This is a genomic window from Streptomyces sp. NPDC079020 (assembly GCF_044542225.1).
In the GTDB taxonomy this organism is placed as follows: Bacteria; Actinomycetota; Actinomycetes; order Streptomycetales; family Streptomycetaceae; genus Streptomyces.
In genome coordinates, this window is the sequence record NZ_JBITUB010000011.1 from 1 (window position 1) to 26755 (window position 26755).

Here is a 26755-nt window from a genome sequence, read left to right on the forward strand (position 1 = left end):
CCAGGGCGACGAGGACGGCACGGGACGGAGCGCCCCGTCCTCCGCGTCCAACGCGGCGTCGGCGGGCGGCGGTTCGGGCTCGGAAGGCACCGGTAAGGACAGTGCCGACAAGGACGGGGCGGCGGACTCCGCCGGGAAGAGTTCCGCGGGGAAGGGCGCGGCCGTGGCGGGTGCGGGCGGCGGGAGCGGGAAGTGCCGTACCGACGAGCTGGAGATCACGGCGGCGGACAACAGCATCAGCGACGACCCCGAGGGCACCGTCGTGGTCGAGTTCAAGAACAGCGGCGGCGGGGACTGCTCGCTCTCCGGATACGCGGGCGTCGACCTGAAGACGAGCGAGGGACCGCTCTCGGCCGAGCGCGGCGGCCGGCCGGCCGGCCCGGACATCCTCAAGGACGGCGAGTCCACCTTCTTCGGCATCACCTACCCCCTCAACGACTCCGGCGGCTCCGGCGTCCGCGTCACCGGCCTCGTCGTGACCCCGCCCGGAGAGACCAAGTCCGTCACCCTCGACTGGCCCGGCGCCGCCACCCTCCCCGTCACCGACGGCACCGGCTCCCCCGTCACCGTCGGCCCCATGGGCAGCGCCGGACAGGGCGGCTGACCCGGGCGAGGGCGATGCGATTGCGGTGCCGCATGACCGGATCCTGGAGCAGTTCGCCGGCCAGGCCGGGGTCGTTGCCATGTAGCCGGTCCAGCAGCGCAGGCTGTACGGAGCGCACGTTCATCCGCTCCAGGACCGTGAGTTCTGCCGTCTCCCCGCAGCCCGTACAGAGCCGGCTTGTCCTCCAGTTCCGCTGCTCCTGAGTCAGTTCGTGGGGCCGCCGTAGTCCCGCAGGATGTTCAGAGCCCTGTCGAAGGCCGAGTCCCTCTTGTTGTCGAACTCGTCCTTGGTGAAGACCGGCTCAGTGAGGTGCGGCGGAATGCCTGTGCCGTCGAAGGTCCCGCCCGAGCGGGTCAGGAACTCCTCGTTCGGCAGCCAGGCCGACATGCCGTTGGGGAGCTTGCGCGTCATGACGTCCGAGAAGACGCCCTGTGTGGGCTGTCCGATCCGGACCGTCCTGCCGGGCCGGTCCATGAGGGCCTGGGCGAAGGTCTCCCCCGCACTGAAAGTCGAGCCGCCGGTCAGCACGGCGAGCGGCCCGGTGTAACGGGGGCCCTGGACGGGCGTGACATACGCGGGCTGGGGGCGAGTATGCCGGGTGGGGTCGGCGGGGTCGTTGCGGGCCCGCTTGGAGTAGGCGGTGTAGCGGGCGTCGGTGAGGCGCTCGGCGATGTGGATTCCCAAGGAGTCGGAGCCGCCACCATTGATCCGCAGGTCGATGATCAGGCCCTTCAGGCGCTGGGTGCGCTCCTGGCTGAGGACTGTGTCCAGCGCCCTGTCGAGTTCGGCCAGCTGGACGGCGTAGGGGGCGCCATTGTCCGCGTATCCGCCGAAGCCGGAGATCCGCAAATAGCCCTGCCCGCTGGGGAGGTCGGCGTAGGTGATCCGCCCGTTGGCGAAGTCCTGGAGGTTCCGGGCGTCCTTGAGGTCGTGCGCCACGATGAACTTCTTGACCTCGGTGTCCAATTCCTCGGTGGGCAGGACGGTGCCGGGGCGAACCTGTGCGAAGACGCGGTCGCCGTCCTGAACGGCAACGTGGGAGTCGTGGAGCGGCTTGACCATCTCGCTGAAGACGGCGTAGAGCTCATCCTTGGTCGTCTTCGCGTGCACCTGGGGCCGGTATTGGTCGCGTACGGCGTGCCAGTCGATGCCCTTGGCGGAAAAGAAGGGGTAGTTCTCCTCGAAGGACTGCCAGAAGACGTCAAAGGCAGCGAGCGGACCCTTGGGGGCCGGCCGCGTGCAGGCGTCGGGCAACTCCGGGATCCGGCGCAGGTTCCGTTCGCCCACGGAGCCGTCCACCCGCATGGACCCCCGGTCGCGGCCTCCGTGGGTGCGCACGGTGAGGACAGTCCCGTCGGGCGTGGTGTAGGTGCCGGGGCCGGTCCGCCGCGCGGAGTCGCCTTTGAGACAGCTGACGGCGGTGGTCTGGTACTCCTGGAAAGTTCCGTTCCGGATGGACAGCACTGTGCCGTAGCCGTCCATGCGCCAGATTCCGTCGGTGGTCGGCTGGTGGGCGGTGGCGGCTGGTGCGGCTCCGCAGGCGAGAGCCAGTGCGACGGCGGTGGCCGTGACAATGCGCACGATCCTGCCTTCTCTGTAGGCGACTTGTTCGGGACAGACCCACGGTCGCCGACACGGCGTTCTTCCGCCATCCGGCTGTCCGGCTGATCGAAGGTGGGGCCAGCCCCCCCCGCTACCGCTGACTTCGCGTGCCGCTCGATGGCCCTCAACCAATCCGTTCACGCTGGGGAGTTCCGGCATCCACCGCTGTCGAATCGCCGACCGCCGCGAGTTCGCAGCAGATGCGCCGTGCGGCATGTGGAGACCGCGACGGCCGACGACGCGCTCGATCTGCCGCACGCCCTGATGGCGGCCGAGCTGCTCGCGAAGGTCGAGGCGCTCGCCGGGCTGTTCCGGACACTCACTCGGGGGTCGATGCAGAACCGTGTCTGCCCCTCGGTGCGGGCCGGCAGAAGCCCAGCACCTCCGATTGTCCGGGCGCCGGGCCGAGCATCGCACGCAGGCCAGAAGCAGTCGAATATCACTCAGCGTAGCCGCCCCGTCGTCGTCATTGTGGGTGCAGTCGGCGAGCGATCGCCCCGTCCGGTGGCGCGGAAGACCTCCCGGGCTCCATGAATGTGCAGGTCACCGCGCGTGGGAGCCCTGCCGCCCTCACGATTTTCTGTGAAGTGGCTCACAATTGGCGCCCGACATGGAGAAACGATTCAGTAGACTGTTCTTACGGTGAGTGACTGCCGTGGATCAAGCTCTTCCTGGAGGTTTGCATGACCGATCTAACATTTCGCTCCGCAAGTCAGCTCGCTGCCGCGGTCGCGGCGAAGGAGGTGTCGAGCGTCGAACTGCTCGACCACTACCTCGCCCGGGTGGAGAAGTTCGGTCCGCAGGTGAATGCCGTCGTTGCCCAGGACGAGGAGGGTGCGAGGACCGCGGCACTGGAGGCCGACCGCGCGGTCTCCCGCGGCGAGCGGCTCGGCCGCCTGCACGGCGTCCCCGTGACGATCAAGGACAGTCTTGAGGTCGCGGGCATGCGTACCACCGGGGGTTCGACCCGCTGGGGACATCACGTCTCGACGAACGACGCCGAGTCGGTCGCGCGGCTCAAGAGCGCCGGAGCGATCGTGTTCGGCAAGTCCAACATGCCGCCCGACGCCCGGGACTGGCAGACCTACAACGAGGTCTACGGGACCACGAACAACCCGTGGGACACGACCCGCGGACCCGGCGGTTCGTCCGGCGGGTCCGCCGCGGCACTCGCCGCGGGGCTGACCGGACTGGAGCTCGGCGGCGACACGGCAGGCTCGATTCGGGTGCCTGCCCACTTCTGCGGCGTCTACGGGCTGCGCCCGTCGTTCGGCATCGTGCCGAGGTACGGGAGCGTCTCCGGACATGCCCCTGGGACGCTGGCCGACTTCGACATGGCGGTACTCGGCCCGCTCGGCAGGCACGCCGACGACCTCGAAGTGGGTCTCGACGTGCTCGCGGGAGCAGACCACGACCGCGCCCCGGGATGGCGGCTGGAGCTGCCCGCCTCCAGGGCGAGCTCCCTGCGGGAGTTCCGGGTCACGGCATGGCTCGACGACCCGTCATGCCCCGTCGACAGCGAGCTGGTCGAGATCATGCAGGCGGCGTTGGAGGCGGTGCGGGCCGAGGGTGCCACCGTGGTCGAGGGCAAGGGGCCGGTCGGGCTCGACGAGACGATGTCTCTCTATGAGCCGCTGCTGATGGCACAGAGCGGGCTGGTCGAGCCGGACGACTCGTACGCCGGGCTCGTGGAACTCGCCGCGGCGGAAGGGGCCGGGGGCGGGTTCGCGTCGGACCTGACGCTCCGCTTCCGTGACTGGCACGCGCTCGACGAACGCCGGCAGCACTCCCGCCGCCGCTGGGACGAGTTCTTCCGCGATGTCGACGTGCTCCTCTGCCCGGTGAGCCCTACGGCCGCCTTCCCCCACGACCATCAGCCCGACCCCACCTGGTCGGTCCGAACGCTGAAGGTGGACGGCGCCGACCGGCCGTATCGCGACATGCTCACGTGGATGGCGCCGTCGTCGGTCAACCATCTGCCCGCGGCGGTGGCGCCTGTCGGGACGACCCGGGACGGGCTGCCGGTCGGCATCCAGGTGATCGCGCCGTACCTGCACGACCGCACCGCGGTCCGGTTCGTGCAGCGCCTCGCGGAGGTGATCGGCGGGTTCCACCGTCCGCCGGGATTCTGATGCCGCCACCGGGATGCCCGCCTGCGGTGTAGGGGCGGGCGACCCGGTCGCCGCGTCATGGGGCGCGTGACGGAGCGCTTCCCGGCCGGGGGTGCCTGAGGGCGGGCATCCCCGGCCGGCCGGGTCGTGGCCGGCCGGGTCCAAGGGCGGGGAGCAACAGCGAGCTGTCGCCGGTGCGGCCGGGCATGGAGGCCTCCCCGGTCGAGGGTGAGGTCCTCGCTTCCACCGGGTGAAGCCCTGGGAGCTGTCCCGAAACGAATCTCGTCAACGGCGCCGCCGGTCACTGCCACCGGCGGCGCCGTCGTGATCCCCCGGACGCCCTGCCGGCCGGGGGACCGGTTCCGTACCGGAGAACCCTGTGGCAGGTCCGGTGCCTCGTTCGTAAGATGCCCCGCACTATGGGTGATTGGACGATCTCGACGCTGTGGGGCCATGGTCCCAGGCCGACGCCCCGGGCTGTTCTCTCCGGTGACCGGGGCGCGCTGGCGGCCCGGGTGGGCTGGGTGGGTACCGGCGGGCTGTGGCAGCTGGACGTGCTGAGGAAGTACGGACGTTTCGTCCTCGACCACGGCGGCCGCCGGCCGAGCGGGACGAAACCGGCTGCGGGCCGCTCAGGCACCGGCTGCGTCACCTTGTCGCAGACCGGATGGAACTACCTCCTCTCGGAGAGGCCGGAGACTTCCGGGCTGCTCCATGCCGCGGCGGACCTGCTCGGCCACGGCCGTGCCACCGTTGTCGTCGGCGGAGGCCCGCCCATGCTCTGCCTGGCCGACGTCGTCCCGTGCGATCAGCCCGACATGGACTGGGAACTGAGCAGCAGCTACGAGGATCCGTCGGCGGAGGCCCGCGTGATCGAGGCCTTGGCGCTGGCCGGTGCGCAGACGCGCACACCGCAGCGGTCCACCTTCGTCCTCGGGCTCTGGACCAGCGCGTACGGCTATGTGCATACCGGGCGGTTGACCCTCGTCGTGGACCGGTCGCTCCACTGGTGCGGCTGTGCCGAACGGCACCTGACCGGACAGCACAACGAACTCCACGGGGAGCAGACCGCGGGCGAGTACGCGCACTCGACGTACTTCGAACGCGGCCCCCTTGTATCCGCCCCTACCGCGCCGTGGCCGAGCTCGTCAGGCTTGAGCGCGGCCGCAAGCCGTACTTCCCCGACGACCATGGCACGCCACGGGTTTGGCACCGAGTGACATGGCAGCGGTAGTTCCGGCGCCCACATGCGTCGCCGACCGTATCGGCGCCGTAATTCCGGTGGTCATGCCGCGCGTTCACGGCGACAGGGCAGACCGGACCGTTCTCCTCGCGGCATCCCTCAAGGCCTGAGGCCGTGGTGACGCTGCAGCCACTGCTGGAGTTCACGGTGGCGGAACTGATAGAGCGAGCCGGAATAGCGCAGGAAGCCAGCGCGGTACGCCCAGTCGAGGAATAAAGCCAGCCGCCAGGGCAGCTTCCGCCGGGAGCAGAGAAGGAAGACGAAATAGCGACGGCTTGCTCCGGTGCTCCGGGATGCGGCCAGCAGGCCGCACACCAGGGAAGCGGCAGCGATGGCGAGAACGGCTTTCGTCTGGAGGGCCGATGACCCGTTCGCGTCGTCGACATACAGCACGCCCCGGTACACGGGCAGCAGATCCACTCCGAACACGTAGATGCACATCGCGACCAGGAAAGCCGGGAGCGCACGTGGCACGCACATGATGATCCGGTAACGGATGTCCTTTCGCATCAACTGTCGGGGCTTTACGAGCAGATCCGGTTGGCCGGCGGCCCCGAAGGCCAGGCCCTGCGGAATCCCGCAAAAGAGACCGATGGCCATACCGATCATCAAGATCTCCTCGAAGTCGACGTCCTTCCACCCGTGTTTCACGTCCCAGGCAAGCTCTTTGAAGCCCTGGGGAGTTTCTCTTTGTACACAGACATCGATGTCGTCGTTCGGGAAATTCTCTACGCAGCTGTCATGAACTTCCAAGTACCTTACATAAGCGCCGGACCTCGCCATATCATCCCCCATCCCTACCATGCTGATGGTCATTCCCAGGAGGATTCCGGCAAGCAGGCCCCATCCGAACTTTCGCACGCCTGCCCAGGTGCGGAGATTGCGCCAGTTGGCGATCACAGGCGCTCCGGCTGTCGGAGCCGAAGCATTCGTGACGGCCCACACCGCCACGAAGGCCACCGCGAAGCCGGGCAACCAGCCGTCCCCGTCAACCGCAAGAAAGAAGAAGGGCAGCACCACGAGGGCCGTGACGGCGGCGTCGACCACCCGCACCCGCCGCCTGCCGGACATGTGCCAGAGGTCCTGCAACGCCAGGTCGGTGCCTCCGCCCTGACTTCTTGTCGCCAGGTGGGACGCCAACTGCCCGAGCCAGGCCTGGACGTGCTGCGGGCTGTAGGTCCTACCGCCGCCTTGCCGTGTGCGCCGGCTTCCGCGCGGTGCAGGTGACGCGACGGTGATGAAGTGACTGATGAGGTGATCCTGGATTCCTGCGGCATGCTGCAGTTCAAGCAGTTCGGCCGGATTCCGCCCCGTGCCGTCCGCGTAGACGGCGGCAGCAATGGAGAGGCGCCAGGGAGTGGAGAGCGCCTGCTGCAGGGCGCTGCTGTCCGGTCGGCCCAGCACCTCCACCAGGCTGTCCGCGTGCCCGGTCAGAAAGCGAACCGCATCCGCCGGGGAGAGGGGGTCGATCTGGATACGTGCCGCGTTCCGCAGCCGGGCGTGGGATGCCAGTGCCTCGTAGTGCCCGGTGCGGCAGGTGAGGACCAGTGGACCGTACTCACGGCCTTCCTGCAGGGCATTGAGTTCCTCCAGAGCAGCCAGGGCCCTGGCGGGAGTGTCCAGTGGCCGTCCGTCGGTGTCCGTCGGGTCCATCTCGTCCAGGCCGTCGAGGACGGGCAGGACAAGCCGCTCGTCGACCAGCAGTGCGGCCATGTGGACAGGCCATTCGTATACGTCCACGAGATGCCGCCGCACCCAGTCGGCCAGCGATTCCGCGCCGTCCCACTCGGCCAGCGAGAGCCGCAGCGGAACCGGATCGTCACCGGTCCTTTTCTTGATCAGTTCAAGTATCAGCCCGACAGCTGCGACTGTTTTTCCCGAACCCGCGTCACCGGTTATTGCCAGTCTCCGCGGATGTAGTCCGCCGTAAAAATCCCCTAACCCAGGGATGTGCTCGTCCCCGTCGAGCCGGCCGCTGCGAAATGGGGCCCTGACGGCCCGCCCTGCCGCGTCCGACATGGAAAAGGGAATGTCGATCGCCGCCAGATCGCCGCCCAGCAACTGCGTCCACGTTCGCTCTTCGTCTTCCTTGACCTGCTTGGCTAATTTCTCCGCCCATTTCTTGACGTCGGCCTTGTCGCCAGTCAGCGTGAAAAGAGCGATGGTTACACCTATCACCGCCACCGGGAAGCCCAGGATGGTGATGATATCCGCAGGAGAGTTTCCGTCATGCTGCAACGAAATCAAGGACATTACGATACTTAAGATCACTACGGCGGTCAGGAAGAGTCTGCGTAAAATCCGCGTCACTCTGCTCCGAGGCGCCCTGCCCCTCTTCATCATCACGTCAGCGTAGCGTGGACGGTTGGTCACCACTGAGCTTTCCCGAGATTCGCAGATGAGTGACAGCAGGTCAGATGGCAGTCATGAAAGGAACCCCGACCATGAGTGAGCGATTTCAGCGCGTTTCCTCTCCAGGGTGAGGACGGCTTTGGTGATGACGGTCATACGTTTTGGGGCTGATGCGGGATTTGCGGAAGATCTGCCAGGACTTCAGGCATGCCATGGCGCGCTCGACCGGAGCCCCTGGGGCTGGGCGAGGGCCCGGCTGACGGTGCGCCAAGGGCTGCCCAGTAATCCGTGACGGGCCAACGGGGGACCCCGGGGCAGTTGGAGGTCCCGCCGGACTCCGCAGGCGGCGGCGAGGGTCTGCACCATGAACTTCACGGTGGACAGCAGCTCGCCGGTGGCGGTGGCGGTCGGCGTGCAGGACGTCGAGTACGTCGAGGATGTGCCCCGTGCCCCGTGCCGCGTACGAGGCGGCCCGGCCCGGAGATGCGCACGTGTCGCCCGGCCGCGCGTGGACGAGCGGTTCGCCGAACTTCGGCCGCTCAGCTGGTGGAGGCGCCGGGGCTGCTCCTCCCCGGTCTCGTGGAGAACGAGGTGGTGCCCAGTGGTGTCGTTCCACTGGGTGTGGCGCGCTCGCAGGCAGACTCGGTCACTGCGGGCGGCATCGGCCTGCGTTGTCACCGGCCACCGTGGCCGAAGGCGACGCGAGGGTCAGGTAGCGCAGAGGGCGTACGGTCCACTCGATGTGGCGCCCCTTGCTCAGCCGCAGGACGAACCCGCAGGGCTCGCCGCGATGGAGTGCGCCGAGCGCCTGGACCCAGCCGCCCTGGTCGGCCCAGTGCAGAGCTCGCGTCGCCTCGTGCGGAGCCAGTCCCAGGGCGTGGCTCGCCCGGAGTTGAACCCGGATCACGCGGATGGCCTCGCGGGGGCCGGACACGATGCGGAGGTCGACCGGTTCCGGGACGAAGCCGGTCGTGGGCCCGTACCGGAGCACTTCCAACCGGAAGCCGCGCTCGACGCGGACATCGATGGGAGCGGTGTGGCCTGAGGTACGCATGACGAACCGTCCGATCGCAGCGTGTGGAGGTGGTGCGGTGCGGTGCCGGAGAGCCCCCGCCCCGGGGTTGTGTGACGAACAGCGGGGCGGGGGCGGTTGGTGTGGCCGATCCCTATCGGGCTGGGGGAAGGCGGAGTTACGTAGTCGCTCGGGGGCGGCCGGACGATGGATCCGGCCGTTTCGGCGACGTGGAGTGACGGTAGCGTCACTGGGCAGGCGGCGCAACTATGCCCCGGTGCACATATGTTGCCCATACGCGTGAGAGCCCACCGCCGCTGGCGGAGGGCTCTCGTGAGTGTGTCTGGAGGGGCCTCTACTGGGCGAGGTGGGCGAACTCGCCCGCCTTGACGCCCGCGATGAACGCGGAGAACTGGGCCCGCCCGGTGGCCGTCACCGCGCCGGGTGCGTCGCTCTCGCGCATCAGGATTTGGCCGGCGTGCTCAGCGATCTCGACGCACTGCTCCCCGCCGCCGCCGGAGAAGGACGACTTCTGCCACTCGATCTCTGCGTTCATGCTGCGGATTATCACAGGTCCCGTGCGATGTGGTGGATGAAGCTCCGTGACTCCTCGGGCGCGAGGCCGACCTTCTGTGCGAAGTCGAGTTGCATCCGGTACCGGTGGAGATCGGCAGCCGCATCCAGATGGACGCCTCCGAAGGGTGCGTCGATGTGAACGCTGTCCAGTTGCGCCACGACTCCGCCTGCGTACAGCACGGTCTGCGTGACCTCGACGAACTGTTCGCTCGCGAACGGAATCACCCGCACGGTGATGGTCGGCCGGTCCGACGCCTCAAGCAGGTACTCAAGCTGTTCGCGGGCGACCTTCCTGCCGCCGACCCGCATGCGCAGGCTTGCCTCGTGCACGATGACGTCGAATTCGGGCGGATCGTCGCGGTCGAGCACGGTCTTTCTCCGCATGCGGTGTTCGACCCGCGCCGAGACCTCGTCCTCGGGCAGCTTGGGAAGCACACCGTCGAACAGCGCCTGCGCGTATTCCGGAGTCTGGAGCAGCCCCGGCAGCGTCACGGACTGCAGGCACCGCATGTAGCGCGCATGGTGCTCAAGCTCCGCGATGTTCAGGAAGCCGGGGGCGAGCACGCCCCGGTACTCGTCCCACCAGTACTGGCCCCGGTGTTCGCGGGATATCGCGCACAACGCGTTGATCAGCGCCTCGTCGTCGCAGGCGTAGAAGCTCGCCAGCCGGCGGATGCGTTCCTCGCTGATTCCGCTGCGTCCGGCTTCGATGTGGCTGATCCTGGCCTGGTCGGTGGAAATGAGCCCAGCGGCTTCACGGGCGGTCCTGCCCGCACGTTCGCGGAGCTTGCGCAGCTCACTGCCCAAGCGGGCCTGGCGCGCGGTTGGGTTGTCCCTTGGCGGCATGTCACCTTCCCCTGTTCGCGTGTGCAGTCTCGCAGGGCCCTCGCCGGGATGCGACGCGTTCACTCCTGGGCGTGAACCCGGGAGGTGCAGCCTTGTACCGGAGCATGTATTGACCCTACCGTTCCGGTGGATCGCATGCTCGTCCCGTGACCCGAAGTGCAGCCATTCGTCAGCGAGTTGACGTCTCCCCGGATCGGCCAATGCCACGTATCACCGGACCGAGTCGCCGCATCGGAGACCCACTCACGTAGGGAGACCGCGTCATGACCTCCGTAACCGCTTCGCCTCCACCCGCCCCCCGCCTCCCCCGGCGCGGCGAGCGCTACCGGCTCGTCGTGCCGAACGTCCCCACCGCACCCCGGATCGCGCGGGACTTCCTGGGCACCGTGCTGCGCAACAGCGCGCACCCCGCGCTCATGGACGACGGCCGGTTGTGCGTGAGCGAGGTGGTGTCCAACGCGCACTGCCACACGCGGTCGGTACGTATCCGCGTGGACGTGACGGTGAACCGGCACCAGGTTCTCGTCCACGTCACCGACGACGAGCCCGGACCGCCGCTGAAGCCCGGACCGCCGCCCGACCCGGGACCGTTGTCGAAGCCGGGTGGCGATCCGCACGCGGAGCACGGCCGGGGGCTGCTCATCGTGGAGAGCCTGGCCGGCCGGTGGGGGACCACGACGCACGGCGGGAGTTCACCGCACGCGAAGACGGTCTGGTTCGTCCTTGTCGAACGGGAGATGTGACCGGGTTGCCCTGGCGAGCACCGGGAATCCTCGGCGACATGCTGGAGAAGGCCGGCGCGACCGTGGACCTGCGCCACCCCGACGTCTGCTTCGTCCCGTCCGTCAGCGCGGTCGCCATCCGGGACATCGACCAGCCGGCGGACCTGTACGCGAACATCGACGAGCTGTCCCCGGACGAGAGCGAGGTCGACGACTACGTGTGCTCCTCGGAGACCACCGGACACACCGCCATCACCGAGGAGCTGTGCACCTGGCTGCTGGACCGGCTGCCGGAGTGAGACCCGCCGGGGGCTGTCAGCCGGCCGAACCGTCGGCAGCCCCCGCAGCCCCCGCCTCCTCCAGTCCGCCGAGTGCCTCGGGCAGATCGACGGTGTGCAGTACCCCGAGGCGCTGGGTGGCACGGGTCAGCGCGACGTACAGGTCGCTCACTCCGTACGCGGCCGGTTCCACGACCAGCACCGTGTCGAACTCCAGCCCCTTCGCCTGCCGCGCGTTCAGCAGCACCACGTCCCGGGTGAGGTCGGGTGCGGGGCCGTGGCCCGCGTCCGGCAGCTCCGCGAGGAGTGAGGTGTGCAGTGCCGCGGGGGCGACGACCGCGACCCGGCCGCCGTCGCGGGCCGCCGCGGCCTCCCGCGCCACCGCTGCGGCGAGGCCGTCCGCGGAGACCCGCAGCGACCAGGGCCGCACCCCGGTGGACCGCACCGATCCGGGCGGCTCGAACGACGGGTCGTGCGCCCGCAGGAACCCGGCCGCGACCTCCATGATCTCGGCGGGCGTACGGTAGTTGACCCCGAGCCGTACGTGCTCCCAGCGGTCACCGACGTACGGCTCCAGGATGCGTTCCCAGGAGCCGAGACCCGCCGCTTCGGCGGTCTGCGCCGGGTCGCCGACGAGCGTCATGGAGCGCGTGGGAATGCGCCGCATCAGCAGCCGCCACGCCATCGCCGAGAGCTCCTGCGCCTCGTCGACCACGATGTGGCCGAACGCCCAGGTCCGGTCCGCCGCCGCCCGCTCGGCCGCGCTGCGGAGGTCGGCCTCCTCGTGCCGCTCGGCCATCCGTTCGGCGTCGATGATGTTGTGCGCGGCGAGGACCTCGGACTCCTCGTCCTCGAACTCGTACGTCTCCGAGCCGGCGGACAGCTCCAGGACGCCCTGCGCGTAGGCGATCCGTTCCTGGCGCTCGGCCTCGGCCGCCGCACGGGCCGCGCTGTCGTCCTCGCCCAGCAGCTCGGCGGCCTCGTCCAGCAGCGGTACGTCGGCCTCGGTCCACGCACCGCCCCGCCGCCGGATCAGCCCGGCCGGTCCGTCGTCGAGGTGGATCGGCTCCGCGAGGAAGTCCGCGACGAACTCCTGCGGGGTGAGCTGCGGCCACAGCTCGTCGACGGCCGCGTGCACCTCCCGGCTCATCGCGATCTCCTTGCTCATCTGGGCGATGTCGTCCGGGCCCAGGAGATTGGGACCGCCGAACGGGTCGGCGCCGATCCGCTCGGTCAGCTGCGCGGTGAGCGCGTCGATGATGTGGAACGCGAAGACGGGCCTGGCCAGGTTGTGCGGCAGCCCGCTCTCGCGCGCCCGCCACCGGGCGTCCTCGGCCATGGCACGGTCCAGCTGGAGCGTCCCGTAGCCGTCGTGGACGATCTCCGTCGCCTGCTCGGGCACGGTCTGCCGGTCCCGCAGGGCCTGCGCCAGCACGCCGGCCATCGCGGCGCTTCCCTTGACCTCGGCGGCGGCCGGGCTGTCGGTGCCGGTGGCGCGCACCCCGGGGAAGAGCTCGCCGAGGGTGGCCAGGAGGACGCCGGTCTCGCCCAGGGACGGCAGTACGTCGCCGATGTAGCTCAGGAACGCCGGGTTCGGGCCGACGATCAGCACGGCGCGGCGGGCCAGCAGTTCCCGGTACTCGTACAGCAGGAATGCCGCCCGGTGCAGCGCGACGACCGTCTTTCCGGTGCCGGGGCCGCCCTCGACGACCATGACGCCCTTGTGGGGTGCCCGGATGATGCGGTCCTGCTCCGCCTGGATGGTCCGGACGATGTCGTGCATCCGCCCGGTGCGGGCCGCGTCCAGCGCGGCGAGCAGGACCTCGTCGGCGTCCGCGCCCTCGTGGCCGGTGCGGGTCGGGTCCGCGAGGTCCATCAGTTCGTCGTGGAGCGCGGTGACGGTGCGCCCCTCGGTGGTGATGTGGCGCCTTCGCCGCAGGCCCATCGGGGAATGGCCGGTGGCCAGATAGAAGGGACGTGCCACATCCGCCCGCCAGTCGATCACCAGAGGCGTACGGGCCGTGTCGTCCTGACGAATTCCGATACGTCCGATGTGATGCGTCCGGCCGTCCCGGAAGTCGATGCGCCCGAAACAGAGCCCGTTCTCTCCCGACTGGATGGCACTGAGCAGCCCGGACTGCTCCGCCACCAGCACATCCCGCTCAAGCCGGGCCTGGAGACCGGTCCCGGCCTGCACGAGCGCGTCGCGCACCGACGCCTCGGCGTGTTCCCTGAGCTGATCGAGCCGGGCATAGAGGCCGGTGATGAATTGCTGTTCCTGCCGCATTTCCTCGGTTGACAATTCCACTCCTGGCGCGATATGCTTCTCGAAGAAGACTTCTTCTTCATGTCTTTCCTCGCGAAGACATGAAGAATTAAATATACGCAGCACCCAGCCCCGGACGCCAATTCGGCCGGGGCTTTTTTTGTGTGCGAATCGCTGCCGCGGGCAGGGGCCCGGCGGATGGTCGGGCCGGCCCCGCCGGACCCGGAGGCGGTCGCGCCGGCCGGTCCGTTCTGCTGCTCGCCGCAGCGCGAGGGTCTGGAGGTCCGCTTCACGGGCTTCACGACGGGGCCGGCGGACAGGTCGCTGCACGGGGAATGAGCCCGGGGGCGCGCAGGACCCCGGGCATGGCCGAGGGCCGTCCCTCCCGAGCGGGGGAGTGACGGCCCTCAGCCGTGTTCGCCGACGTCCGGTGAGGTGGGACCGGACGCTTGTGAATCAGAGAACGCGGACCGCGCCGGTCGGCCGGTCGTAGTCCATGGACCGCTGCACGGTACCCGTGTTGGAGTTCTGCGCGCCGACGAACTGGCCGCCGCCGATGTAGACCGCGACGTGGTACGCGCTGCCCGCGCTGCCCCAGTACAGGATGTCGCCCGGCTGGAGGTTGTTCAGGGAGACCTGGGTGCCGAAGGTCGACTGGGCCTGCGAGACGCGCGGCAGGTCGACGCCGACCGTGCGGAACGCGGCCTGGACGAGGCCGGAGCAGTCCCACGAGTTGGGGCCGGTGCCGCCGGGCACGTACGCGTCGCCGACCTGGGCCTTGGCGAACGCGACGACGGCCGCGGCGGAGCCCGTGGCGTTCGAGGAGGAGTACGAGGCCGGGGAGGAGGACGCGGAGGAGCCGGGGGAGGCACTGAGCGTCGTGCGCGCGGAGGTGCGGGACGCGCGCTCGGCGGCCTCCGCCTTGGCCTTGGCGGCCGCCTCGGCCTTCTTCTCGGCCTCTGCCTTGCGGACCGCCTCGGCCTTGGCCTTCTTGGCCTTCTTCGCGGCGCTCTCGGCCGCGGCGTCCTCGGTGGCCTGCGTTTCGAGGTCGAGGGCGACCTGCTGCGTGGCCTGTGCGGAAGCGGCGACGGTGGTGGAGAGCCCGGAGGTGATGGTGGGCATCTCGATGGTCTGGGTCACCGGCTCGGCCTGGGCCGGACCGGCGGCGCCTGCGACCGCGATGGTGCTGAGGACGCCACCGGCAACTCCGGCCCGCAGTGCCGTCTTCGAGGCACTCTGGCGGGGCTTCCGGTGGCTGGGTATGTGAGCGGTGAGGGACATAGGTACTAGCGCTATCAGGGCTGTAGGGGTCCCATCAAGAAAGGTGTGTTGCGACACAGTTACGTCCGGAATCTGTGAATCCGCTTTCCGGGAGCCTTTATTGACGCCGTAACGGGCAAACCGGGCGCGGCCGGTCAGGGCTGTGATCATTGACTTTCGGCAATACGCCCGAATTGCCCGGCGCTTACCATCCGTTCACACCGTTGGCCAAGCCCGCTTTCGTCGAAGCAGGGCCGGAGTGGCGCAGGTCACAGCGTGAATCGGCCTCGGCGGGCACTCGCGCGCAGGTATCGCGGGTGCGGGCGTGGCCGGATCCGGGCTGTGGGGCGAGATGACCTATTGGGGCGTCATGTCCGTTTGGGGGCGCGGGTGCCGGTCCTCGCTCGCGGGGTGCGCCGGACCCTCGGGCGCACGCCGCGCCGGACCCTCGGGCGCACGCCGCGCCGGACCCTCGGGCGCACGCCGCGCCGGACCCTCGGGCGCACGCCGCGCCGGACTCTCGGCGGCTCCGCCCGGAAGATCGTGAATGCATGCACATGTCCACATCGCTCCCCGCGTCCTCTCTTCCGGGTGAGCGTCGAGGGCGCGCGATTCCTATATCACCTGGTTCTGTCCATCGCCAATTTGCTTGTATGTGCCGTCGATTGATAGCGCAGCACTCCTTTGACCAGGGGTAACACCATCGAATGTCACGTCTCGTGATCACTCGGCCGCTTCGCGTACGAAGATCACCGCTCATCCGACTTCATGATCGTTCGTCAGGTGGTGGAGATCACAAAGGCGTTGTCGTACCCCGTGTCGCAGATCACAGGACGGCGGGCATAGGATGCGGGGCAGTCGGGCTTGTGAACTGCCTCACATGTGCACGATCTTGGTGAGGTGGCGAGCCGGTCGCCCGATGCGGTCCAACGGTCAAGGACGACTGGAAGGAGCGAGGAGCGTGAATGCCTACGCGCCCATCCTCGTGCTCGGCGCCCTCGGGGCAGGGTTTGCGATCTTCTCCGTGGTCATGGCCACGCTTATCGGCCCCAAGCGGTACAACCGAGCGCGGCTCGAAGCGTACGAGTGCGGTATCGAACCCACCCCGACTCCGGCCGGAGGCGGCCGCTTCCCCATCAAGTACTACCTGACGGCGATGCTTTTCATCGTCTTCGACATCGAGATCGTCTTCCTCTATCCCTGGGCGGTCACCTTCGACGCCCTGGGGATCTTCGGGCTCGTGGAGATGCTGCTCTTCGTGCTCACCGTCTTCGTCGCCTACGCGTATGTGTGGCGGCGCGGCGGCCTGGAATGGGACTGAGGGGCTGAGGGGCACACCATGGGACTCGAAGAGAAGCTGCCTAGCGGCTTTGTGCTGACCACTGTCGAGCAGGCCGCCGGCTGGGTGCGGAAGTCCTCCGTCTTCCCGGCCACCTTCGGCCTCGCCTGCTGCGCCATCGAGATGATGACGACCGGCGCGGGCCGTTACGACCTGGCCCGGTTCGGGATGGAGGTCTTCCGCGGATCGCCGCGGCAGGCGGATCTGATGATTGTCGCGGGACGGGTCAGCCAGAAGATGGCGCCCGTCCTGCGGCAGGTCTACGACCAGATGCCCAACCCGAAGTGGGTGATCTCCATGGGGGTTTGCGCATCATCGGGCGGGATGTTCAACAATTACGCCATTGTTCAGGGTGTTGACCACATTGTTCCGGTTGATATCTATTTGCCGGGGTGCCCGCCGCGCCCCGAGATGCTGATCGACGCCATTCTCAAGCTCCACCAGAAAATCCAGGGCTCCAAGCTCGGGGTCAACGCGGAGGAGGCCGCCCGTGAGGCGGAGGAAGCGGCGCTCAAGGCGCTCCCCCTGATCGAGATGAAGGGGCTGCTGCGGTGACCGACGACCAGAACGGCGCCGAGCGCAACGGCAACGGCGTCCCCACACCCCGCGAGCAGGCCGAGGTCATCCGCGTACGCAAGGGCATGTTCGGCGCCGAGAACGGCGGCGACACCTCCGGCTACGGCGGCCTCGTCCGCACCGTGGCCCTGCCCGGCGCGTCCTCGCGCCCGTACGGCGGCTGGTTCGACGAGGTGGCCGACGAACTCGAAGGCGCCCTGGACGAACAGGGACTGCTTCCCGAGAACGCCATCGAGAAGACCGTCGTCGACCGCGCGGAACTCACCTTCCACATCGCCCGCGAGCATCTGCTCCAGGTCGCCCGCACCCTGCGCGACGACCCGGCGCTGCGCTTCGAGCTCTGTACGGGAGTCAGCGGCGTCCACTTCCTCGGTGACAAGGGCCGCGAGCTGCACGCCGTCTACCACCTGCGGTCCCTCACCCACGGCCGGCTCATCCGGCTGGAGGTGTCCGCCCCGGACAGCGACCCGCACGTCCCGTCCCTCGTCGAGGTCTACCCGACCAACGACTGGCACGAGCGCGAGACCTACGACTTCTTCGGGCTCGTCTTCGACGGGCACCCCGCCCTCACCCGGATCATGATGCCGGACGACTGGCAGGGCTTCCCGCAGCGCAAGGACTACCCGCTCGGCGGCATCCCCGTCGAGTACAAGGGCGCCCAGATCCCGGCTCCGGACCAGCGGAGGTCGTACTCCTGATGACCACTCCCCACGCAACGCCCCGTGCCACGACCGAGGGGACTGTATATACAGTCACCGGCGGAGACTGGGACGAAGTCGTCGAGTCGGCCGTCAAGTCCGACGACGAGCGCATCATCGTCAACATGGGCCCCCAGCACCCGTCCACGCACGGCGTGCTGCGGCTGATCCTGGAGATCGACGGCGAGACCGTCACCGAAGCCCGCTGCGGCATCGGCTACCTCCACACCGGCATCGAGAAGAACCTCGAATTCCGGAACTGGACCCAGGGCACCACGTTCGTCACGCGCATGGACTATCTGACGCCGTTCTTCAACGAGACGGCGTACTGCCTCGGCGTCGAGAAACTGCTCGGCATCGAGGACCAGATCCCCGACCGGGCCACGGTCCTGCGCGTCCTGCTGATGGAGCTCAACCGCCTCTCCTCGCACCTGGTCTGCATCGCGACCGGCGGCATGGAGCTCGGCGCCACCACGATCATGATCTACGGCTTCCGCGATCGTGAACTGGTTCTCGATCTCTTCGAGCTGATCACCGGCCTCCGGATGAACCACGCGTTCGTCCGTCCCGGCGGACTCGCCCAGGACCTCCCCCCGGGCACGGTCGACCATCTGCGCGCCTTCATCAAGACCATGAAGAAGAACCTGCCGGAGTACGACAAGCTCGCCACCGGCAACCCCATCTTCAAGGCTCGTATGCAGGACGTCGGCTACCTCGACCTCGCCGGCTGCATGGCGCTCGGCGCCACCGGGCCGGTGCTGCGCTCCGCCGGGCTCCCGCACGACCTGCGCAAGACCGACCCGTACTGCGGCTACGAGAACTACGAGTTCGACGTGCCCACCGCGGACACCTGCGACTCCTATGGCCGCTTCCTCATCCGGCTGGAGGAGATGCGGCAGTCGCTCAGGATCGTCGAGCAGTGCCTGGACCGGCTGGAGCCGGGCCCGGTCATGGTCGCCGACAAGAAGATCGCCTGGCCCGCGCAGCTCGCGCTCGGGCCGGACGGACTCGGCAACTCGCTCGACCACATCAAGAAGATCATGGGCACCTCCATGGAGGCCCTGATCCACCACTTCAAGCTGGTGACCGAGGGCTTCCGGGTCCCGGCCGGACAGACGTACACCGCGGTCGAGTCGCCCAAGGGCGAACTCGGTGTGCATGTCGTCTCGGACGGCGGCACCCGCCCCTACCGGGTCCACTTCCGCGACCCGTCCTTCACCAACCTGCAAGCCATGGCGGCGATGTGCGAGGGCGGCCAGGTCGCCGATGTCATCGTCGCCGTCGCGTCCATCGACCCCGTGATGGGAGGCGTCGACCGGTGACCGCAAACCAAGAGGTCAGTCTGGGGATGCCGCAGCTCCCCGCCCCCGCCTACCCGGCCGACGTGCGCGCCCGGCTCGAAGGGGACGCGAAGGAGGTGATCGCCCGCTACCCCGACAGCCGCTCCGCGCTGCTGCCGCTCCTCCACCTGGTGCAGGCCGAGGAAGGGTACGTCTCCCGTACGGGCATGGCCTTCTGCGCCGAACTGCTCGGCCTCACCACCGCCGAGGTCACCGCGGTCGCGACCTTCTACACCATGTACCGGCGCAGGCCCAGCGGTGAGTACCAGGTCGGTGTCTGCACCAACACCCTGTGCGCCGTCATGGGGGGCGACGCCATCTTCGACCGGCTGAAGGACCACCTCGGGGTCGGCAACGAGGAGACCACCGAGGACGGCAAGGTCACGCTCGAACACATCGAGTGCAACGCGGCCTGCGACTTCGCCCCCGTCGTGATGGTCAACTGGGAGTTCTTCGACAACCAGACGCCCGAGAGCGCGACGCGGCTCGTCGACGACCTGATCGCCGGACGCACCGTCGAACCGACCCGCGGCGCCCCGCTCTGCTCGTACAAGGAGACGTCGCGCATACTGGCCGGCTTCCCCGACGAGCGTCCCGGAGCCGTCGGGGCGAGCGGCGGCGCGGGGCCCGCCTCACTGATCGGGCTCAGGCTCGCCAGGGGCGAGGCCGCCCCGCCGGCCCGGGTCGTCTCGCCGCGCGGCGAGAGCCACGGCGGCGCCCAGCCCCACGACCCTTCGCCGTCCGAGCACCTCGGCTCGCACGACGCACCACAGCAGACCTCGGCCTCCGACCCGGAGCACCCGGCCGGGCCCGCAGCCGAGGAGGGGGAGTGATGACCTTGGCCGCCGAGATCAACGAGAACGGGACCAGCCCCGAGAAGCTGCTCTCGCCCGTGCTCTCCGCCTTCTGGGACGAGCCCGAATCCTGGACGCTGGACACCTACCTGCGCCACGACGGGTACCAGGGACTGCGCAAGGCGCTGGCCATGACGCCCGACGACCTCATCGCGTACGTCAAGGACTCCGGTCTGCGCGGACGCGGCGGCGCGGGCTTCCCCACCGGGATGAAGTGGCAGTTCATCCCGCAGGGCGACGGCAAGCCGCACTACCTGGTCGTCAACGCCGACGAGTCGGAGCCCGGGACCTGCAAGGACATCCCGCTCCTCTTCGCCAACCCGCACAGCCTCATCGAGGGCATGGTGATCGCCTGTTACGCGATCCGCTCCTCGCACGCCTTCATCTATCTGCGCGGTGAAGTGGTCCCCGTGCTGCGGCGCCTGCACGAGGCCGTACGCGAGGCCTACGCGGCGGGTTATCTGGGGAAGGACGTCCTGGGTTCGGGCCTCGACCTGGAACTCACGGTGCACGCGGGTGCCGGTGCGTACATCTGTGGTGAGGAAACCGCGCTGCTCGACTCGCTCGAAGGACGGCGCGGCCAGCCCCGGCTGCGTCCCCCCTTCCCCGCGGTCGCCGGTCTGTACGCCTGCCCCACTGTGGTGAACAACGTCGAGTCCATCGCCTCGGTTCCCGCGATCCTGAACAAGGGCAAGGACTGGTTCAAGTCGATGGGCAGCGAGAAGTCCCCGGGCTTCACGCTGTACTCGCTGAGCGGGCACGTCACCAGCCCCGGCCAGTACGAGGCCCCGCTCGGCATCACCCTGCGTCAGCTGCTCGACATGAGCGGCGGCATCCGGGCCGGTCACCGCCTGAAGTTCTGGACCCCGGGCGGCTCCTCCACCCCGATGTTCACCGACGAACACCTCGACGTCCCCCTCGACTACGAGGGCGTCGGCGCAGCCGGGTCGATGCTCGGCACCAAGGCGCTCCAGTGCTTCGACGAGACGACCTGTGTCGTACGGGCCGTCACCCGGTGGACCGAGTTCTACGCCCACGAGTCCTGCGGCAAGTGCACACCCTGCCGCGAGGGCACGTACTGGCTCGTCCAGCTGCTCCGCGACATCGAGGCCGGCAAGGGCCGGATGTCCGACCTCGACAAGCTCAACGACATCGCCGACAACATCAACGGCAAGTCCTTCTGTGCCCTCGGCGACGGCGCCGCCTCGCCGATCTTCTCCTCGCTGAAGTACTTCCGCGAGGAGTACGAGCAGCACATCACGGGCAGGGGCTGCCCCTTCGATCCCGCCAAGTCGACCGTCTGGGCCGACGACAAGAACACTCACCGGGGGGTGAACGCATGACAGTCACCACGAGTGCGCCCTCCGGGGGCGGCGAGGCGGCTCTCCCGCCCGAGGACCTTGTCACGCTGACCATCGACGGCATCGAGATCAGCGTCCCCAAGGGCACCCTGGTCATCCGGGCCGCCGAGCTCCTCGGCATCGAGATCCCGCGCTTCTGCGACCACCCGCTCCTCGACCCGGCCGGCGCCTGCCGCCAGTGCATCGTCGAGGTCGAGGGCCAGCGCAAGCCGATGGCGTCCTGCACCATCACCTGCACCGACGGCATGGTCGTGAAGTCGCAGCTCTCCTCGCCGGTCGCGGAGAAGGCCCAGAAGGGGGTGATGGAGCTCCTGCTCATCAACCACCCGCTGGACTGCCCCGTCTGCGACAAGGGCGGCGAGTGCCCGCTCCAGAACCAGGCGATGTCGCACGGCGACAGCGACTCGCGCTTCGACGGCAGGAAGCGCACCTTCGAGAAGCCCGTCCCGATCTCCACCCAGGTACTGCTGGACCGTGAGCGGTGCGTGCTCTGCGCACGCTGCACCCGGTTCTCCAACCAGGTGGCGGGCGACCCGATGATCGAGCTGATCGAGCGCGGCGCGCTCCAGCAGGTCGGCACCGGGCAGGGCGACCCGTTCGAGTCGTACTTCTCCGGCAACACCATCCAGATCTGCCCCGTCGGCGCGCTGACCTCGGCGGCGTACCGGTTCCGCTCCCGCCCCTTCGACCTGGTGTCGACGCCCTCGGTGTGCGAGCACTGCGCGGGCGGCTGCGCGACGCGTACCGACCACCGGCGCGGCAAGGTCATGCGGCGCCTCGCGGCCAACGAGCCCGAGGTCAACGAGGAGTGGCTCTGCGACAAGGGGCGGTTCGGCTTCCGTTACGCCCAGCAGCGCGACCGGCTCACCCACCCGCTCGTGCGCAACGCGGACGGAGTGCTGGAACCGGCGGGCTGGCCCGAGGCACTGGCCGCCGCGGCCGCCGGTCTCGGCGCGGCGCGCGGCAGGACCGGGGTCCTGACGGGCGGCCGGCTGACCGTCGAGGACGCCTACGCCTACAGCAAGTTCGCCCGGGTCGCCCTCGACACCAACGACATCGACTTCCGGGCCCGTGTCCACAGCAGCGAGGAGGCCGACTTCCTGGCCGCCCGCGTCGCCGGACGCGGACGCGACCTGGACGGTGAGGGAGTCACGTACACCTCGCTGGAGAAGGCCCCGGCCGTTCTGCTGGCCGGGTTCGAGTCCGAGGAGGAGGCCCCCGGCGTCTTCCTGCGGCTGCGCAAGGCACACCGCAAGCACGGCCAGCGCACCTTCGCCCTCGCCTCGCACGCCTCACGCGGTCTGGAGAAGACGGGCGGCACACTGCTTCCCGCCGCCCCCGGTACCGAAACCGAATGGCTGGACGCGCTCGCGGGCGGTGTCGGGCTGGAGGGCGACGGGTCCGCGGCGGCCGAGGCGCTGCGCGCCGAGGGCTCCGTGATCGTGGTGGGCGAGCGGCTGGCGGGGGTACCCGGTGCGCTGAGCGCCGCCGTGCGGACCGCGGCCGCGACCGGCGCCGCGCTCGTGTGGATCCCGCGCCGGGCCGGCGAGCGCGGCGCGCTGGAGGCGGGCGCGATCCCGTCGCTGCTGCCCGGCGGTCGCCCGGCCACCGACCCGCGGGGCAGGGGCGAGGTGGCGGCCGCCTGGGGCGTCGCCGAACTCCCCGCCCGCTACGGCCGCGACACCGGCCAGATCGTGGAGGCGGCGGCCACCGGCGAACTGGGCGCACTGCTCGTCGCCGGCGTCGGGGTCACCGACCTGCCCGACCCGGAACGCGCCCTTCAGGCCCTGGACCAGGTCGGCTTCCTGGTCTCGCTGGAGCTGCGGCCCAGCGAGGTCACGGAGCGGGCGGACGTGGTATTCCCCATCGCCGCGGTGGCCGAGAAGCCCGGCACCTTCCTCAACTGGGAGGGCAGGGCCCGGCTGTTCGAGGCGGCGCTGAAGCCCGAGCAGATGCCCCGGACGCTCTGCCCGAGCGATGCCCGGGTGCTGCACATGCTGGCCGACGCCATGGACGTCCCTCTCGCGCTGCCCGACCTGAAGTCGGCCCGGCGCGAGCTGGACCGGCTCGGCGGAGGGCAGGGCGCCCACGCCCAGGACCCGAGGGAGCCGGCGCGGCCGCTGCCCCGGCCCGGCGACGGCGAGGCGGTCCTGGCGGGCCACCGGATGCTGCTGGACCTGGGCAGTCTCCAGGAGGGTGACACGGCGCTGGCCGGGACCCGGCACGCGGCCGTCGCCCGGCTCTCGGCCACCACCGCGGCCGAGTCCGGGGTGAAGGACGGCGACCTGCTGGCCGTCACCGGACCCTCCGGCAGCGTCGAACTCCCGCTGAAGGTCACCGACATGCCGGACCGGGTGGTCTGGGTGCCGCTGAACTCCGTCGGGCGGGGCATCCCCGGTGACACCGGCGCACGCCCCGGCGGCCTGGTGCGGATCGGCCCCGCCGCCGCACCCGGTGCTCCCGTCGAACCATCGGAGGTACGAGCGTGACTGGCCTCGCCGCACTCGCGACGGCACCGCACGGTGCCCCTCTCGCCGCCGAGGATCTCTCGATGTTCGGCACCGACCCCTGGTGGCTCGTCGTCATCAAGGCGGTCTTCTGCTTCGCGTTCCTGATGGTGACCGTGCTGTTCTCCATCGTGTGGGAGCGCAAGGTCGTCGCCTGGATGCAGCTGCGCATCGGGCCCAACCGGCACGGACCCTGGGGCATGCTCCAGTCGCTCGCCGACGGCGTCAAACTGATGCTGAAGGAAGACGTCATCGTCAAGCGGGCGGACAAGGTCGTCTATGTCCTCGCGCCGATCGTCGCGGCCATCCCGGCGTTCATGGCGATCGCCGTGATCCCGTTCGGCCCGTCCGGCAACGAGGTCTCGATCTTCGGACACCGTACGACGATGCAGCTGACCGACCTGCCGATCGCGATGCTGTACATCCTCGCGGTCGCCTCGGTCGGCATCTACGGCATCGTGCTGGCGGGCTGGTCCTCCGGATCGACGTACCCGCTGCTCGGCGGGCTGCGGTCCTGCGCCCAGATGATCAGCTACGAGATCGCGATGGGTGCCGCGTTCGCCTCGGTCTTCCTCTACTCCGGGTCGATGTCGACCTCGAAGATCGTGGAGGCGCAGGAGGACCGCTGGTTCATCATCCTGCTGCCGGTCTCCTTCATCATCTACATCGTCACGATGGTCGGCGAGACGAACCGCGCCCCGTTCGACATGCCGGAGTCCGAGGGCGACCTCGTCGGCGGCTTCAACACCGAGTACTCGTCCATCAAGTTTGCGATGTTCATGCTCGCCGAGTACGTCAACATGGTCACCGTCTCCGCGGTCTCCGTGACCCTCTTCCTCGGCGGCTGGCGGGCTCCGTATCCGATCAGCGCGTTCTGGGAGGGCGCGAACCACGGCTGGTGGCCGATGCTCTGGTTCGTCATCAAGGTCCAGCTGCTGCTGTTCTTCTTCATCTGGCTGCGCGGCACGCTGCCCCGTGTCCGCTACGACCAGCTGATGAAGCTCGGCTGGAAGGTCCTGATCCCGGTCTCCGTGGTCTGGCTGATGCTCGTCGCCACGGTCCGCGCGCTGCGCAACGAGGGCTACGACTTCTCCCGGATCGTGCTGTACGTCGCCGGGGCCGTGATCGCGGTCCTGCTGATCTCCTTCGTCGTCGACATCTTCCGCGACCGCAAGGTGAAGGCCGAGGAGGCGGCGGCCGGGCCGGAGCCCGCGTTCGACCCGATGGCGGGCGGATTCCCGGTGCCTCCGCTGCCCGGACAGACCCTGCCGACCGTGCCGCGCCGCAGTCCACGACGCGAGCGGGAGCTCGTTGTCAGTGGCGGGTCGGATACTCAGAGTGACGGAAATGCGAGTGACGGAAAGGAGGCTGACGGTGTCTGAGTCATCAGAGCCCAGGGGATCGGGCGGATCCACGGGGGACTCGGGGTCCTCGGGGTCCACGGGGTCCTCGGGGGACAAGTTCCAGAACCCCGTGGCCGGCTTCGGTGTGACCTTCAAGGCCATGTTCAAGAAGCGGCTGACCGAGCAGTACCCGGAAACGCAGAAGGTGACCGCGCCCCGCTTCCACGGCCGCCACCAGCTCAACCGTCATCCGGACGGCCTGGAGAAGTGCATCGGCTGCGAGCTGTGCGCCTGGGCGTGTCCGGCGGACGCCATCTACGTGGAGGGCGCGGACAACACCGAGGAGGAGCGCTACTCCCCGGGGGAGCGCTACGGCCGCGTCTACCAGATCAACTACGCGCGCTGCATCCTCTGCGGACTGTGCATCGAGGCCTGCCCGACCAGGGCGCTGACGATGACGAACGAGTTCGAGCTCGCCAACACCACCCGCGAGAGCCTCATCTACACCAAGGACGAGCTCCTCGCGGGGCTGGAGGAGGGCATGGTCGACAGTCCGCACGCGATCTTCCCGGGCATGGACGAACAGGACTACTACCGCGGCCTGGTGACCGAGGCCGCGCCCGGTACGGAGCGCCAGCGCGCCGTGTCCAAGGGCGAGGACGGGAAGTCCTCGGAATCCGCCGGCTCCGCCGACGGCGGAGCCGACCGGCAGGACAAGGCGGTGGACGCATGACCGGCCTGGCCGCAGTGGCCTCCACCACCTCGACCGGCGAGGCCGTCCAGTTCTGGGTGCTGGGCACCGTCGCCGTGATCGGCGCGCTGTCCACCGTCCTGATGAAGAAGGCCGTGCACAGCGCACTCTCGCTCGCCGGGACCATGATCGTCCTGGCCGTCTTCTACCTCGCCAACGGCGCGTACTTCCTGGGCATCGTCCAGGTCGTCGTCTACACCGGCGCGATCATGATGCTGTTCCTCTTCGTGGTCATGCTCGTCGGTGTCACCGCGGCGGACTCGCTCAAGGAAACCCTCAAGGGGCAGCGCTGGCTGGCCGCGGGCTGCGGACTCGGCTTCGGTGTCCTGCTCGTCGCGGGCATCGGCAATGCCTCCCTGAACAGTTTCAACGGGCTCGGCGCCGCCAACGCCAAGCACGGCGGGAATGTCGAGGGGCTCGCCAACCTGATCTTCACCAAGTACGTCTTCGCGTTCGAGATCACCGGCGCCCTGCTGATCACCGCGACCGTCGGCGCGATGGTGCTCACCCACCGCGAGCGCACCGAACGGGCCAAGAGCCAGCGGGAGATGTCCGAGGAGCGCGTGCGCAGCAGCCAGCTCCCGCCGCTGCCCGCCCCCGGCGTCTATGCCCGGCACAACGCGGTGGACATCGCCGGCCTGCTCCCGGACGGCACCCCGTCCGAGCTCACCGTCATGCGGACGCTGCGCGAGCGCGGCCAGGTCCGCGATGTGTCGCGCCAGGCGCTCGCCGACCTCAAGGCGCTGGAGCAGCGCTCCGGGGAACGGCTCGGCCGTGACAACGAAGAAGAGGAGGTCGCCAAGTGAATCCGGTCAACTACCTCTACCTCGCGGCCCTGTTGTTCACCATCGGCGCGTCCGGGGTGCTGATCAGGCGGAACGCGATCGTGGTGTTCATGTGTGTGGAGCTGATGCTCAACGCGTGCAACCTCGCGTTCGTCACGTTCTCCCGGATGCACGGCAATCTCGACGGGCAGATCGTCGCGTTCTTCACGATGGTCGTCGCCGCCGCGGAAGTCGTCGTCGGGCTCGCGATCATCGTGTCGTTGTTCCGCTCCCGCCACTCGGCCTCGGTCGACGACGCCAGCCTGATGAAGCTGTAAGGGGTCGGAAAT

General features: G+C 69.1%; 22 protein-coding genes and 3 pseudogenes. 16 read left to right on the forward strand and 9 right to left on the reverse strand.

Features of this window, described 5'->3' with window-relative positions; genetic code table 11:
* The coding region (locus ACIGJO_RS22855) for a DUF4232 domain-containing protein (RefSeq protein WP_399960841.1) at positions 1 to 604 on the forward strand (604 nt) is incomplete at its 5' end.
* 7 nt (positions 605 to 611) lie between these two features.
* Here the strand turns inward: ACIGJO_RS22855 and ACIGJO_RS22860 are convergent.
* Both ACIGJO_RS22860 and ACIGJO_RS22865 read right to left on the reverse strand, forming a co-directional pair.
* Positions 612 to 776 (reverse strand): annotated as a pseudogene (locus ACIGJO_RS22860) (DUF1062 domain-containing protein); the annotation flags it as partial.
* 32 nt (positions 777 to 808) lie between these two features.
* A complete protein-coding gene (locus ACIGJO_RS22865) occupies positions 809 to 2185 on the reverse strand; it encodes a S41 family peptidase (RefSeq protein WP_399960843.1) in 1377 nt (458 codons plus the stop codon).
* Between the two features lie 704 nt (positions 2186 to 2889).
* On the opposite strand from ACIGJO_RS22865, the gene ACIGJO_RS22870 reads away from it, so the two are divergent.
* Both ACIGJO_RS22870 and ACIGJO_RS22875 read left to right on the forward strand, forming a co-directional pair.
* Positions 2890 to 4338 (forward strand): amidase, encoded by a 1449-nt coding sequence (locus tag ACIGJO_RS22870; RefSeq protein WP_399960846.1) that lies wholly within the window; start codon positions 2890 to 2892, stop codon positions 4336 to 4338.
* A gap of 398 nt (positions 4339 to 4736) precedes the next feature.
* On the forward strand, positions 4737 to 5537 hold the full coding sequence (locus ACIGJO_RS22875) for a hypothetical protein (RefSeq protein WP_399960848.1): 801 nt from the start codon (positions 4737 to 4739) through the stop codon (positions 5535 to 5537).
* Positions 5538 to 5659: 122 nt separating this feature from the next.
* On the opposite strand, the gene ACIGJO_RS22880 is transcribed toward ACIGJO_RS22875, so the two are convergent.
* The 5 genes and pseudogenes from ACIGJO_RS22880 to ACIGJO_RS22900 all read right to left on the reverse strand — a co-directional run bounded on the left by ACIGJO_RS22880 (position 5660) and on the right by ACIGJO_RS22900 (position 10346).
* Positions 5660 to 7807: an NACHT domain-containing protein gene (locus ACIGJO_RS22880; RefSeq protein WP_399960850.1), complete on the reverse strand. Its 2148-nt coding sequence runs from the start codon at positions 7805 to 7807 to the stop codon at positions 5660 to 5662.
* 177 nt (positions 7808 to 7984) lie between these two features.
* Positions 7985 to 8179 (reverse strand): annotated as a pseudogene (locus tag ACIGJO_RS22885) (hypothetical protein); the annotation flags it as partial.
* 379 nt (positions 8180 to 8558) lie between these two features.
* Positions 8559 to 8966, reverse strand: a complete 408-nt coding sequence (locus ACIGJO_RS22890; RefSeq protein ID WP_399960852.1) for a hypothetical protein — start codon at positions 8964 to 8966, stop codon at positions 8559 to 8561.
* A gap of 313 nt (positions 8967 to 9279) precedes the next feature.
* Entirely contained in the window at positions 9280 to 9480 is a 201-nt protein-coding gene (locus ACIGJO_RS22895; protein WP_399960854.1) for a DUF397 domain-containing protein, read from the reverse strand.
* A gap of 11 nt (positions 9481 to 9491) precedes the next feature.
* Entirely contained in the window at positions 9492 to 10346 is an 855-nt protein-coding gene (locus ACIGJO_RS22900) for a helix-turn-helix domain-containing protein (RefSeq protein ID WP_399960856.1), read from the reverse strand.
* A 263-nt stretch (positions 10347 to 10609) separates the two neighbouring features.
* On the opposite strand from ACIGJO_RS22900, the gene ACIGJO_RS22905 reads away from it, so the two are divergent.
* A complete protein-coding gene (locus tag ACIGJO_RS22905; protein ID WP_399960858.1) occupies positions 10610 to 11089 on the forward strand; it encodes an ATP-binding protein in 480 nt (159 codons plus the stop codon).
* Positions 11090 to 11115: 26 nt separating this feature from the next.
* A pseudogene (locus ACIGJO_RS22910) lies at positions 11116 to 11367 on the forward strand (hypothetical protein); the annotation flags it as partial.
* A 16-nt stretch (positions 11368 to 11383) separates the two neighbouring features.
* Here ACIGJO_RS22910 and ACIGJO_RS22915 read toward each other — a convergent pair.
* Both ACIGJO_RS22915 and ACIGJO_RS22920 read right to left on the reverse strand, forming a co-directional pair.
* The gene (locus ACIGJO_RS22915) at positions 11384 to 13633 is read right to left on the reverse strand and encodes a HelD family protein (protein WP_399961247.1); all 2250 of its coding nucleotides are present in this window, start codon (positions 13631 to 13633) and stop codon (positions 11384 to 11386) included.
* Positions 13634 to 14068: 435 nt separating this feature from the next.
* Positions 14069 to 14893 carry a C40 family peptidase gene (locus ACIGJO_RS22920; RefSeq protein ID WP_399960860.1) on the reverse strand — a complete coding sequence of 275 codons (825 nt, stop codon included), beginning with the start codon at positions 14891 to 14893 and terminating at the stop codon, positions 14069 to 14071.
* 940 nt (positions 14894 to 15833) lie between these two features.
* Between ACIGJO_RS22920 and ACIGJO_RS22925 the strand changes: the two genes are divergently transcribed.
* From ACIGJO_RS22925 to nuoK, 11 genes are read left to right on the forward strand one after another with little or no spacing between them, the layout of a single operon-like run.
* The gene (locus ACIGJO_RS22925) at positions 15834 to 16193 is read left to right on the forward strand and encodes an NADH-quinone oxidoreductase subunit A (RefSeq protein ID WP_030420561.1); all 360 of its coding nucleotides are present in this window, start codon (positions 15834 to 15836) and stop codon (positions 16191 to 16193) included.
* An 18-nt stretch (positions 16194 to 16211) separates the two neighbouring features.
* Positions 16212 to 16766 (forward strand): NADH-quinone oxidoreductase subunit B family protein, encoded by a 555-nt coding sequence (locus ACIGJO_RS22930; protein ID WP_073718467.1) that lies wholly within the window; start codon positions 16212 to 16214, stop codon positions 16764 to 16766.
* Positions 16763 to 17485: an NADH-quinone oxidoreductase subunit C gene (locus tag ACIGJO_RS22935; protein WP_399960862.1), complete on the forward strand. Its 723-nt coding sequence runs from the start codon at positions 16763 to 16765 to the stop codon at positions 17483 to 17485. Before ACIGJO_RS22930 ends, ACIGJO_RS22935 begins: the two co-directional genes overlap by 4 nt.
* A complete protein-coding gene (locus tag ACIGJO_RS22940; protein WP_399960864.1) occupies positions 17485 to 18807 on the forward strand; it encodes an NADH-quinone oxidoreductase subunit D in 1323 nt (440 codons plus the stop codon). Before ACIGJO_RS22935 ends, ACIGJO_RS22940 begins: the two co-directional genes overlap by 1 nt.
* A gap of 26 nt (positions 18808 to 18833) precedes the next feature.
* Complete coding sequence (gene nuoE, locus ACIGJO_RS22945) at positions 18834 to 19658, forward strand: NADH-quinone oxidoreductase subunit NuoE (protein ID WP_399961250.1); 825 nt, start codon at positions 18834 to 18836, stop codon at positions 19656 to 19658.
* Positions 19655 to 21022 carry an NADH-quinone oxidoreductase subunit NuoF gene (gene nuoF, locus ACIGJO_RS22950; protein ID WP_399960866.1) on the forward strand — a complete coding sequence of 456 codons (1368 nt, stop codon included), beginning with the start codon at positions 19655 to 19657 and terminating at the stop codon, positions 21020 to 21022. Before nuoE ends, nuoF begins: the two co-directional genes overlap by 4 nt.
* The gene (locus ACIGJO_RS22955; protein ID WP_399960868.1) at positions 21019 to 23529 is read left to right on the forward strand and encodes an NADH-quinone oxidoreductase subunit G; all 2511 of its coding nucleotides are present in this window, start codon (positions 21019 to 21021) and stop codon (positions 23527 to 23529) included. The genes nuoF and ACIGJO_RS22955 overlap by 4 nt, the downstream gene beginning before the upstream one ends.
* Positions 23526 to 24929 carry an NADH-quinone oxidoreductase subunit NuoH gene (gene nuoH, locus ACIGJO_RS22960; protein ID WP_399960870.1) on the forward strand — a complete coding sequence of 468 codons (1404 nt, stop codon included), beginning with the start codon at positions 23526 to 23528 and terminating at the stop codon, positions 24927 to 24929. Before ACIGJO_RS22955 ends, nuoH begins: the two co-directional genes overlap by 4 nt.
* Positions 24895 to 25623, forward strand: a complete 729-nt coding sequence (nuoI, locus tag ACIGJO_RS22965; RefSeq protein WP_399960872.1) for an NADH-quinone oxidoreductase subunit NuoI — start codon at positions 24895 to 24897, stop codon at positions 25621 to 25623. Before nuoH ends, nuoI begins: the two co-directional genes overlap by 35 nt.
* Positions 25620 to 26447 (forward strand): NADH-quinone oxidoreductase subunit J, encoded by an 828-nt coding sequence (locus tag ACIGJO_RS22970; RefSeq protein ID WP_399960874.1) that lies wholly within the window; start codon positions 25620 to 25622, stop codon positions 26445 to 26447. Before nuoI ends, ACIGJO_RS22970 begins: the two co-directional genes overlap by 4 nt.
* A complete protein-coding gene (gene nuoK / locus ACIGJO_RS22975; RefSeq protein WP_073718458.1) occupies positions 26444 to 26743 on the forward strand; it encodes an NADH-quinone oxidoreductase subunit NuoK in 300 nt (99 codons plus the stop codon). Before ACIGJO_RS22970 ends, nuoK begins: the two co-directional genes overlap by 4 nt.
* Positions 26744 to 26755 lie beyond the last annotated feature (12 nt).